Origin of the sequence: Enterococcus sp. 3H8_DIV0648 (assembly GCF_002140655.1) — a bacterium.
Lineage (GTDB): Bacteria > Bacillota > Bacilli > Lactobacillales > Enterococcaceae > Enterococcus_A > Enterococcus_A hulanensis.
The window spans coordinates 156,502-167,216 of the sequence record NZ_NGLG01000001.1 but is presented as its reverse complement, the minus strand read 5'-3'; the positions used below and the strand labels follow the sequence as shown (position 1 = coordinate 167,216).

Below are 10,715 nucleotides of genomic sequence, written 5' to 3'. Positions count from 1 at the left end.
ACCCCTATACTTACTAGGGAAAATTATTTCTCACTTTATTTTACTTCCTGCACACGGAAGAATTTTAGCTTGGGTAATTGATTCAGGGTCATCTCTAACGAAGGCCCCATCAATAATAAGACGATCAGCGTCCCCCAGCCAATGTGTCCGCCTAATAAGAAACCGGTCAAAAAAATCACCGCATCCAAAATGATCCGAGCGACCTTTACTGAGCTTTTTAATCCCCGCTTCAATAAAATCATTAAGGATTCATAAGCGGCTGAGCCTGCATCGGCTAAAAGATAAATGCCTGTCCCGAAGCCAAAAACGATCGAACCCGCAATGATGGATAAGTAACCCATACCGCTGGGAATCGTATGCAGAATTCCCGCCCAATCTAGGATATTCAGACAAAAGCCCAAGCCAAAGCTGTTGATCAGGCTGCCGATCCCGATCATCTTTCGGTCATAGAAAAAGATGATGATCAGTATGATCCCGTTAAACAACATACTCACCGTACCAAACTTCAGCGGCACATGCTGCAGGATACCTAAGACTAAGGTACTGATCGCATCTGCCCCCAGTCCGCTGACAACGATCAAGCGAACACCGACAGCGGCGATAAAGGTGCCCATGATGGCAAAAAATAGTTGCTTTGCTATATTCGGTTTGATAACTTGGTCCTCACTTTCAAAAGCTGTTTTAGCGCATAAATTAGGCATCAAACAATAATTGTTTGATGCCTAATATGGATTCTATTAACTCCATTCTTTCTTTAAGCGTGCTTTGTAGGAATTGAATCTGTCTACTAAAGGCACGGCGGCTTCTTTAATGGCGCAATATTTGTCGACCATTGTTACGATGTAGCCTTCCTTATATTTCGGTGGTGTAATCGTTGCACCCCACATATGTTTGATAATAATATCACGTTCAAGGTCAGACAAATCGGTGATCTTCTCCGCATTCTTCACAGCGATCCGCGGATGCATATAGGCATGTGAGCCTTCATCGAACTTCGTTGTCCGCCAGTCATAGTAAAACAAGTCATGCAGCAGTCCTGCGCGAGCAGTCGCTCTGGCATCGCCGTTAAATTGTTTTGCTAATTTGTAGCTATTATAAGAAACACTAATAGAGTGTTCCAATCGTGTTGAATTCATATGCTGAGTGTAATTTGCTAATCTTTGTACTTCGTCGGTAGCTAATAAATCTTCAATATAAGAAACGTATTCTTCATCGTCACGCCAATTTTCTGCCATGGATAGAAAGCCCCTTTTCTCTGTTTCTGTCGCCCATTATAACACGCATTCAAAGTGGTGAATAGGCTTCCAAGGTCTTTGTGAATAAAGTTTAACAGTTCCTTAATAACAGTTACCAAATTGTGAATTTTTACTTAAATAAGTGGAACATTAAGATGCCGGCCGCAATCGCAACGTTTAACGACTCAGCTTGACCCTTGATCGTAATGTACAGATTCTGATCCGTCAGCGCTAATAACTCCGGTGACATGCCTTGTCCTTCGTTCCCCATGACTAGGGCAAAATCCGTCATTTTCTCCACAGCTAGATAATCCTTCGCCTCTTTATCAAGTGCTGTACCTAATACTGGGCTGCCGGCTTGTTGGAATTGCGGAATGATCTCTGCCAGCTCACCATGTTGGACAGATAGATGATAAAGGCTGCCCTGTGTACTGCGCAAGGTCTTTGGATTATACAGATCGGCACTGCCTTGTCCTAAGATGACACCGGAAAAACCAGCCGCATCCGCAGTCCGGATCATCGTACCGACATTGCCAGGGTCCTGCACATTATCCAATAATAGCCAGGCTCCGGAAAAATCAAGGCGTTCCTCCTGCGGCATCTCCGCCACAGCAATCATCCCCTGAGGCGTCGGCTGACTGGCTAAAGCCTTCAAGACCTCATCAGAAACTAGATAGTAATCCGCAAGGTTCGCTTCGATCCATTCGGACCATTCGTTCAATCCCCGCTGGCTGATAAATACTTCCTTTAAGACGACACTCGCGGCCTTGGCTTCTTGGACCAAATGAAAGCCTTCCAATAAATAGCTTTGGGTTTGCTGGCGGTATTTTTTCTGCTGCAGCTTTTTGGTTTCTTTGATCAATGTATTTTTACTCGATTGAATCTCTTTCAAGATGTTTGCCTCACTTATTTTAGGTATTATTTTTTCTCTGAGTTAGCTCCGACTGTTATTATAGCACGCGAATTCTTGTCTCAACCAGCAAAAATCGTTATCATAGATATAAGAAATAATTAGGAGGTTTTCTTATGAAGATGCATATAAATGTTACTGGTCGTGTTCAAGGCGTCGGCTTCCGTTATACCACGTATCAAATGGCCGTCGAGATTGGGCTGACTGGTACGGTGAAGAATGAAGACGATGGCAGTGTAACCATCGAAGCCGTTGGTACCAAAGAACAAATCACCGAATTTCTAGGAAAAGTCAAACAGCCGCAAAATCCCTTTGCCAAAGTTTCGCATATTGAACAATACGAAGACCCTGCCATTAAAGACTATGATAAGTTCAATGTCGTCTATTAAAAAAATGACAAGGTTCCCTTACTTTTCTCGAATTAGATTGAAAAGCCTTGTGTTATCTAGTATAGTATTTCCTGTATAAATTTTTATTAGCAGAGGAAGAAATAAATGACAAAATTTAAAAATTGGCTTTTGGGCTCCGGCCTTTTGGGTGTTCTTTTACTCCTTTCGGGTTGTGTACGAATGGATAAGGATGGGACCCCTGATACGTCCGGTCTAGTCTATCGCATGCTGGTTGTTCCACTAGAGAACTTTCTTAACTGGATGGTTAACAATTTCAACTGGTCTTACGGTTTAGCGATCATCGTTTTGACGATCATCGTTCGTTTGGTCATTATGCCTTTGGGAATCAACCAATCGAAGAAATCTTTGATTCAATCAGAAAAAATGCAATCGATCAAACCGCAAATCGATGCGGCGCAAGAAAAAGTAAAACAAGCATCTACACAAGAAGAACAAATGGAAGCACAGCGTGAAATGCAGGCAGTCTACAAAGAAAACAATGTCAGCATGATGGGCGGCATGGGTTGTTTACCGTTACTGATCCAGATGCCGATCTTCTCCGCACTGTATTACACGGCTCGTTTTTCAGAAGGTATCCAGCATTCGACATTCATAGGCATAGACTTGGCGAAACCAAGCTATATCTTAGTAGTCGTCGTAGGTGTCGCTTACCTGCTGCAAGGATACATCTCATTAATCGGTGTACCAGAAGAACAGAAGAAAACAATGCGCAGTATGATGATCGCCTCTCCATTGATGATCGTCTTCATGTCATTCACTTCGCCTGCCGGAGTGGCGCTTTACTGGGTAGTCGGTGGTATCTTCAGCTGTCTTCAAACCTTTATCACTAACGTCTTGATGCGTCCTCGTATCAAAGCGCAGATTCAAGAAGAATTAAAGAAGAATCCGCCAAAACAAGTGGTCACAAAACCAATCAAAAAAGCGGAACCGATCCAACCAAAACAAGTCAATCAACCAAAGAATAAAAACAAGAACAACAATACTGGCAATGGACGTAACGCCGGTAAACAAAAACGTAAATAATAAAAAAGCTGTTTGCAACTATTGGAACTGCCCCAGTAAACTGAAACAAAATAAAAAAGCATCTCTAGTTGAATTCACGTTAAAATGAATTTAATATGGAGGTGTTTTTTATATGAGAACTAGAGTTGCTTACCCAATTGAAATTAAGGAAAAAGCTATTCAGTTTTCAAAGGTCAATTTCTTTTACACAAATAGATACTTAATTTGGTAGTAAAATGAAACCCTTATACATTATTTTTCAAAATGAAGTAGAAATGTAAAATCCCCATAGTCCTTCTTTGACTTCAAAAGAGACTAAGGGGATTGCTTATATTCAGTTCACAGATCGTAGTTCTTTATTCTACCCATATAGATCATTAGTGCTTGAGCAATAATTAAAAGTTCATTTTCACGAGTGCTAGAGATTTTGCAGACTATCCATTTTACTAATACCAGAAATCATCTTTCTTTTTTAATTTCTTATCTTGTACATTCTTTGTATGCTTACGTATACCAAAAATCTCATCCTCTTTGGCAACAGTTGGGTCGAACCAATCAGCTTTAGCTTTCGCCCATGTGATCCATTCTTCCGAATACTTTTCTTTACTTTCTGATTTTTCGGCAGCACTTATTAAGTTTCTAATTCGACGAGCTTTTTCATAATCGTCAGCTTCATTTAGTAAAAAGTTTGTATTATCAATTTCAGCATTATATCTGTCTCTTTGCTCATCCTGTAATTGTAGTGCTTCTAGTTTTTTTAATCTTTCTTCAGCTTCTTTAATACTCTTCTTTCTGGAAAAATCAGCTGCTTCATAAATGGCAATTACTATTTCATCTAGCCTATCTTCAATCTTAGTCGATTTAGAGTCTCTAAAAAATTTGTTATTGGATAATTTGAGACTCAGTTTCCCATTGAAATGGTAATCATATTTTCTGATTTTCGGTTTATAAGCTGAAGGTCTGCGTTTCTTCTCTTCTTCATACTTCAACATTTCCATCTTTTCTTTATCTGAAAGGACATGAGGTACCTTATCTTTAGCCTCTGAAAAAGAATATCTCACATCCGCTCCTTTTATTAAAAAAAAAGATTCCTCAGAGCTTGTAACAAGGTCTTCAGAACTTAACGCCCTCATTAAGGTATCTACAATCCTGCTCCTTCTTGCAACTCCTTCTTCTGAAAGTTTGTCAGCATCCATCGGTGGATCACCAAGCCCATCTTTTCCCAACCCTTCACTAAGATTTTCGGCGTAGGCTTTTTGCCAGTTGGTAATTATTGCTTGTTGCCGGATTACTATAGGGTTAATCCTTTCATCATGATCAGTTAATTCAATTTGATCAGCAATCGTAAGAACTTTTTTAAACTCCTGATCATTCAAAATGTCTATTCGTTTTCCCTTGGATGCTACTTTTTCTGGAAAAGACAATTCTTTATTTCTCTTACCTGAAATTTCATTCGGATAATTTCCTTTTAGTAGAGGGGGACGCTTAACCTTTGTTCCTGAACGAACCTTTGACCAATAACCTATTGGCGGAGTGGGAATTCCTAAAGATTTACACACTTTACGAATTGTCTTATCTGAAACGTGATATTTCTTTGCGACATCTTTTATTGGTCTTTCCCAAACTTCCTTGTATAATTGAGTACGATTATAATCCTTATGTGTTTTATTGCGGTTTTGATCTGAATCCGTTTCGCTTTCACTCAGGATTATTTGCTCATTGGGATTACCGGCCAACTCGATAACATCTACTGATTTTCCACTCCACAATTTCGCCCAATAGCCTGAAGTTGGGATGGGAATATCCGCTTCTTTAACTTGTTCTAAAAACTGTTTATAAGGAATATCATACTTCCTAGCAACTCCAGCTGCAGAAATGCTCCAAATCTCATCATACAGCTCTTTTCTTGTAGAAATATGTTTAACACTCTCTTTCACCTGAGACACCCCTTTTTAAATCCTCTTTTTTATTTTGATGGACAAGAAAAATTTTGCTACAAACGGTATTCAAACTTTAAACTCAATCTGTATTGAATTTACTTGATTAAACAATGATTCACTCAAACTGCATAGCAAACATTTTCATATCATTTATTACTAATTATTTCTAAACATTACTAATCTTTCCATAATTGTAAGTAATTATTTGTCCAAGCACAATCATAAAGATTGCAAGCGTCTACCTCAAAATGAAGAATTAAGAAAGGCTTCACGAACTCGCTCAGCTTTGCCAGTTTTTCTCCACGCTTTAGCGTGATTAGAAAAATGGTATGTCATCGAAAATACAGTTAAATTCTGCCAAGAATTTATCCACATCAACTGAGAGATGACTAGCGAGATTAGTGGAATGGTATGCGCAACGACAATCAGATTCATTTTTCACGATTTTTGAAAAATGATTTCTTAGCTAGGAGTTAGCTGAGCACCAAGTAGGTACTGTTCCACATCAGCTCCAAAAAACGATCGCTGTATCTCACAGCAATAAGACTAAAATTTTGATAAGTTGTCAAGAAATACAGCGATCTTTAGGAGCTGATGGCGATTATTCCTACTTGGCGCTTCTCAGACTTAACAAAATTTTCTTACTCGCGATATGCTCGTTCTGCTTAATGCTAATTTAGCAGCAACTGGTTAGGTCACACCGTTGTATAGAAAAGCTAGTTCGTGAAGCTAGACAGCGAAAACTTTAATATTAGTGCTGTCTATATAACGAAAACCATCGCTGGTCGGCGATGGTTTTTTTCGTAGCTCAAGTAAAGGTTCATTCATTTAACTAATAACCCCTTTGATAACTTTAGTATAAAAGCAGAGAAATAAACTGATCCAACATTTACACGTATTATTGCACGTGCTAAAGTGATTGTATTTCAAAAAGCATATCTCCTATACTGATTCGAAAGGAATGATCAATTTGGTAATTTATTATGCCGTGTTCAACTTTGCTGAGGATGGGATCAACGTTGTGTTTCCAGATTTAGACAATGCCGCAACGTTTGGTGAGAATATGCACGAGGCACTCTATATGGCAAAAGACTTACTTGCTGGTTGGCTCATCAATGCTGAGGATGAAAAAGAAGCTTTTCCTGTGCCCTCTGATCATCTGAGTATCCCTGTAGCACCAGAAGATTTATTGATCCCAATTGAAATCGATCTAGCATTTTATCGCAAAAAATTTAACAGCAAGCCAATCAAGAAAACATTGACTATCCCAAGCTATCTAAACGATCTGGGCAACGAAGCAAAAATCAACTTTTCAGCTACACTAACCGAAGCTCTGAAAGAAAAATTAGAAGTTTAGCCTTTGCTAAACTTCTTTTTCTACAGAAAAAAGCTACCTCAAATTTGAGATAGCTCAGTGTATCTAAGAATTCTTTTTTTGCTCATGATGATTCTTTCAGCCTCTACCGCAAAATATCGATCAGATCTTTCTTGGCTGCTTCTGAAGCCGGCATGACTGAGAAGATCAAGCCGATTCCGCTGGAAACGCCGACAGCTAGACAAACAGTGAACAGGTCCACCGATACGGAGATATCCATCGCACTGCCGATCGCATAAGCAACGAGCATTCCTAACAGATAGCCAATGACTCCTCCAACTAGCGTCAAGGTCATTCCTTCTAACAGAAATTGCATACGAATCGCCCCGCGTGTAGCACCCAACGCCCGACGAATCCCGATTTCTTTTGTCCGTTCCGACACTGAGATATACATCATGTTCATGACGCCGACACCCGCGATGAATAGGGAAATCCCCGCGACTGCACTGATGAACAGGGTGATACTGCTTAATACTTCACTGATTCCATCGGTCATCATCGCCATATTCGAAACTTGGTATTCCCCTTGCTGACGCATCGCACCAGCAGATTCCAGCTTCTTGATTGCTTTATCTGCAACCTTATTCAGCTTGCTGCCATCCGCTAGAGTGAGAACTACTGCGCTGGTATCCTGTTCGTTTCCGAAGAAGTGAATATAGGTTTGACGCGGCAGCAGAATTTTAGTCGTACCTTCTGAAAACATCGTTTCTTCCGGACCAGCCGGAAAGACACCGATGATCGTAAAGACCTGCTTATCGAGTTCGAAGCCGCGACCCACTGCACCTTTAGCAGAGCCATAGAGATCCTTTGCTAATGAAGCATCGATCGTAATGACTTTATTTTGGGTTTGATTATCGTAAGCACTGATCGCTCGTCCATAACTGACAGGTTCGCCATCCTTAGAAACAACTCCCACACGATAATTTTTCGTTTTATCCTTTACCTTGATTTCTTTATAAATATAAGATAAATCGTTTTTCGGATAGGAAACCGCTTCGACTCCTTCAACATCTTTCAGTAAGCTAAAATCAGAGGCCTGGATCATGTCAACATTGGAATAATACAAGGCATCATTGCCGGGTATAAAATTAATATCGACCTCCAGCTTATCCGATTCTTCGGCAGTTAAACTTTCGATCGTGTCGCGCTCAAAGCCGCGGCCAATCGATAAAATGGCAATTACTGCCGCAATCCCGATGATGATCCCAAACATCGTCAAGGCACTGCGTTTCTTATTCTTAAAAATCGATCCTAAAGAGGAACGCCAATTTACATAGAACTTCATTCTTCGGTCACCGCCCTATCTTCAGTGATCGCACCGTCTCTGATCTTGACCAGACGTGTACAGTAGGGAACGACCTCAGGATCATGGGTCACTAGAAAGATCGTCGCATGATCACGACGATTCAACTCCTTGAACAGCTCCATAATCTCATTGGAGGTATGCGTATCCAATGCTCCCGTTGGTTCATCCGCGATGATAAACTTCGGCTGATTGATCAACGCCCGGGCAATAGCGACCCGCTGCTGCTGTCCGCCGGAAAGCTGGCGCGGATGCTTCTCCGCTTTGTCAGCGATCCCGACCTTTTCCAAGGCCAACATGACTTTTTCCTTTGTTTGATGGAAGCCGTAACCATTATAAAGCAGCGGCAGCTCCACATTTTCATAGACTGTATAATTTTCAATCAAGCTGAAATTCTGGAAGACGAAGCCCACCATTTCATTCCGGGTTTTCGATAAGCGATCATCAGTCGTAGCAACCAGATTTTCATCTTCAAATAGATATTCACCTTCAAATTTCGTATCAATAAACCCTAACAGGTTGATCAAGGTGGATTTCCCTGAGCCTGATGGTCCCATCACCGCGATCATTTCACCGGCATCCGCTTTTAGATTGATATCTTTTAAAACATGCAGCGCTTCTTCATCGTTGCGGTAATACTTGTTGATATTTTTCAGTTCGATCATTTAATCCACCGCCAATTCCTGACCATCGCGTAATGATTTGTCAGGATTTGAAATAATGCGGTCGCCGTCTTTGAGACCATCCTTCAAGATGAAATAATCGCCTTTATCTTCGGCTTGGATATTCACTTCCCGAACCTTTCCTTTGCGGTAAGCAAAGACATATTGGGTGTCGCCGGTTTTTCTGACTGCTTTTTTCGGTATCCGAATCTCATCTAGCGGCAGCACAACTTGAACATTGTAGCCGTATTGCAGATCCTCCGTCGGTTTCACGATGAAGCTGTAATTAGACACTGCGCTCGTTGCCGCAGAGCCAGCTGCTCCCGCTTGACTAGCCGCATCACTGGATTGATCGGGTAATTTATTGACATGAGTGATCGTGCCGGCGATCTCTTGATTCGTCGTGATCGGTTTGATCGTCACTGCCGCATCTTGACGCACCTGCGGATAATCATATTCGGAGGCTTTTGCTTCGACCGTGATCTCATTGCTGACGACTTTTACGACTGGCACTGACGGATCGTTCTTGCCTTTTTCATTGATATACGCTGTTCCCTTTGCTGCGCTGGCAATTGTTGAGCTGACTTTACCGCGCATCGTATTCACACTTTGTGAAGCCGAGCTTAACTCGACATTCGCGCTTTCCAGTGCTTGTCTTGCTTGAACTACCGCATCTGCGGCCGCATCCAAACTGCTTTCATATTGCGTCTGTTCTTGTTTGTATTGTTCCTTTTTAGCGGCGCCCTCTTCGCTATTTTCATTGGTATTATTGTAATTCGTAATGGCGTCATTCAATTTTTGCTGTTCCTTGGCTTGCTTATCTTGCGCGAGCGCCAATGATTCCTGCGCGTTTGATACAGCTAGATTCAGTTTATCTAGATTCGTGCTTTGTTCATCTGCCTGCTCTTGATATTCTGTATTGGTATAGCTTAGCAGCAGCGTTCCTGAATCGACCTCTTGGCCATCCTGAACATTGATCTCAGAAATCTTTCCAAGGGTTTGATCCAAATAATAATCCTGTGTATGAGTCGCTTCCACGACACCGTTAAAGGTCAATGGATCAGACTTTTTCAAGGTGACTGTTTGAAATTTATTATCCTTAACATTGTTGCTCTTCATTTGAGAATAGGCGAAGGCACCGATAAACAGCACTAACGCGAGAACTCCCGCAATGATACTCCAACGGATCTTTTGCTTTTTCGTCATTTTCTTTTTTGTCATTGGCTACTCCTCTGGGTCTGCTTTAAATAGGTGAACGATAACTAAAATAGCTGGGATCAGGAAGATAAACTGGAACACAACGCCGATGATCGTGGTCACAAAGGAAACGTTGACACCTTCTACTTCCATTTTAGGCTGCATAATCAAATTGATTGCTAAGCCTAGGATACTCCAACCAATATAAACGTAATAAGGTACTTTTGTTGGTGCAATTTCATCAGCCAGTTTCTTATTCGCCTTAAAATAAAGAATCACTAAACCAATCGAAATAACTAAAGATAAGACAGAGATAACTTTAGTCATCGGATTATTCATATAATCAAACATCTGCTGACCATAATCTCCTAACACTTCAAAATTGCTCATTTTAGGATTTAAAGATTTTGGCAGACCGAATATCCCTGTGGCTACAGAAATTAGAGATAATACAATCAACACCATATTCCACGTTTTTGCCTTCTTCAAATGTTTTTCCATTTCATCACTCCATCCAACATGTTTTCAATCATTCATGAAAATATTGCAACAACCCTAAGCAAACATTTCACAAATTATTCCTCATTATACTACTAAATCCCTTCTCTTTTGAAGAATATTCCTAAAAAATAAGATTTCCATCCTAAATGCCTGCGATTATGAAAAGTTATGCTTCAAGGC

At 40.7% G+C, this 10,715-nt stretch carries 11 protein-coding genes; 3 read left to right on the top strand and 8 right to left on the bottom strand.

Annotated elements, in window-relative coordinates; genetic code table 11:
* Nucleotides 1-35: 35 nt before the first annotated feature.
* The 3 genes from A5875_RS00850 to A5875_RS00840 all read right to left on the bottom strand — a co-directional run bounded on the left by A5875_RS00850 (nt 36) and on the right by A5875_RS00840 (nt 2,127).
* Nucleotides 36-701, bottom strand: coding sequence for a YczE/YyaS/YitT family protein (locus tag A5875_RS00850; RefSeq protein WP_088931857.1), 666 nt, complete (start codon nt 699-701; stop codon nt 36-38).
* A 36-nt stretch (nt 702-737) separates the two neighbouring features.
* Nucleotides 738-1,235 (bottom strand): HD domain-containing protein, encoded by a 498-nt coding sequence (locus tag A5875_RS00845; protein ID WP_088931856.1) that lies wholly within the window; start codon nt 1,233-1,235, stop codon nt 738-740.
* Nucleotides 1,236-1,365: 130 nt separating this feature from the next.
* Nucleotides 1,366-2,127 carry a TrmH family RNA methyltransferase gene (locus A5875_RS00840; RefSeq protein ID WP_176244579.1) on the bottom strand — a complete coding sequence of 254 codons (762 nt, stop codon included), beginning with the start codon at nt 2,125-2,127 and terminating at the stop codon, nt 1,366-1,368.
* Nucleotides 2,128-2,261: 134 nt separating this feature from the next.
* Here A5875_RS00840 and A5875_RS00835 point away from each other — a divergent pair, with 134 nt between their 5' ends.
* Both A5875_RS00835 and yidC read left to right on the top strand, forming a co-directional pair.
* Entirely contained in the window at nt 2,262-2,534 is a 273-nt protein-coding gene (locus A5875_RS00835; RefSeq protein ID WP_088931854.1) for an acylphosphatase, read from the top strand.
* 105 nt (nt 2,535-2,639) lie between these two features.
* Nucleotides 2,640-3,578: a membrane protein insertase YidC gene (yidC, locus tag A5875_RS00830; RefSeq protein ID WP_088931853.1), complete on the top strand. Its 939-nt coding sequence runs from the start codon at nt 2,640-2,642 to the stop codon at nt 3,576-3,578.
* 425 nt (nt 3,579-4,003) lie between these two features.
* Here the strand turns inward: yidC and A5875_RS00825 are convergent, their stop codons facing one another.
* Nucleotides 4,004-5,494, bottom strand: coding sequence for a hypothetical protein (locus A5875_RS00825; RefSeq protein ID WP_254911832.1), 1,491 nt, complete (start codon nt 5,492-5,494; stop codon nt 4,004-4,006).
* Nucleotides 5,495-6,467: 973 nt separating this feature from the next.
* On the opposite strand from A5875_RS00825, the gene A5875_RS00820 reads away from it, so the two are divergent.
* The gene (locus A5875_RS00820) at nt 6,468-6,854 is read left to right on the top strand and encodes a type II toxin-antitoxin system HicB family antitoxin (protein ID WP_088934596.1); all 387 of its coding nucleotides are present in this window, start codon (nt 6,468-6,470) and stop codon (nt 6,852-6,854) included.
* 103 nt (nt 6,855-6,957) lie between these two features.
* On the opposite strand, the gene A5875_RS00815 is transcribed toward A5875_RS00820, so the two are convergent.
* From A5875_RS00815 to A5875_RS00800, 4 genes are read right to left on the bottom strand one after another with little or no spacing between them, the layout of a single operon-like run.
* Entirely contained in the window at nt 6,958-8,157 is a 1,200-nt protein-coding gene (locus A5875_RS00815; protein WP_088931851.1) for an ABC transporter permease, read from the bottom strand.
* Entirely contained in the window at nt 8,154-8,840 is a 687-nt protein-coding gene (locus tag A5875_RS00810; protein ID WP_088931850.1) for an ABC transporter ATP-binding protein, read from the bottom strand. Before A5875_RS00810 ends, A5875_RS00815 begins: the two co-directional genes overlap by 4 nt.
* Nucleotides 8,841-10,058: an efflux RND transporter periplasmic adaptor subunit gene (locus A5875_RS00805; protein WP_088931849.1), complete on the bottom strand. Its 1,218-nt coding sequence runs from the start codon at nt 10,056-10,058 to the stop codon at nt 8,841-8,843.
* Nucleotides 10,059-10,061: 3 nt separating this feature from the next.
* Nucleotides 10,062-10,535, bottom strand: a complete 474-nt coding sequence (locus tag A5875_RS00800) for a hypothetical protein (RefSeq protein ID WP_088931848.1) — start codon at nt 10,533-10,535, stop codon at nt 10,062-10,064.
* Between the last annotated feature and the right edge of the window lie 180 nt (nt 10,536-10,715).

Bases quoted from the DNA above. Each gene is read 5' to 3' on its own strand.
- A5875_RS00850 (WP_088931857.1), bottom strand. From the start codon at position 701: ATGCCTAATTTATGCGCTAAAACAGCTTTTGAAAGTGAGGACCAAGTT.
- A5875_RS00845 (WP_088931856.1), bottom strand. From the start codon at position 1,235: ATGGCAGAAAATTGGCGTGACGATGAAGAATACGTTTCTTATATTGAA.
- A5875_RS00835 (WP_088931854.1), top strand. From the start codon at position 2,262: ATGAAGATGCATATAAATGTTACTGGTCGTGTTCAAGGCGTCGGCTTC.
- yidC (WP_088931853.1), top strand. From the start codon at position 2,640: ATGACAAAATTTAAAAATTGGCTTTTGGGCTCCGGCCTTTTGGGTGTT.
- A5875_RS00815 (WP_088931851.1), bottom strand. From the start codon at position 8,157: ATGAAGTTCTATGTAAATTGGCGTTCCTCTTTAGGATCGATTTTTAAG.
- A5875_RS00810 (WP_088931850.1), bottom strand. From the start codon at position 8,840: ATGATCGAACTGAAAAATATCAACAAGTATTACCGCAACGATGAAGAA.
- A5875_RS00805 (WP_088931849.1), bottom strand. From the start codon at position 10,058: ATGACAAAAAAGAAAATGACGAAAAAGCAAAAGATCCGTTGGAGTATC.
- A5875_RS00800 (WP_088931848.1), bottom strand. From the start codon at position 10,535: ATGGAAAAACATTTGAAGAAGGCAAAAACGTGGAATATGGTGTTGATT.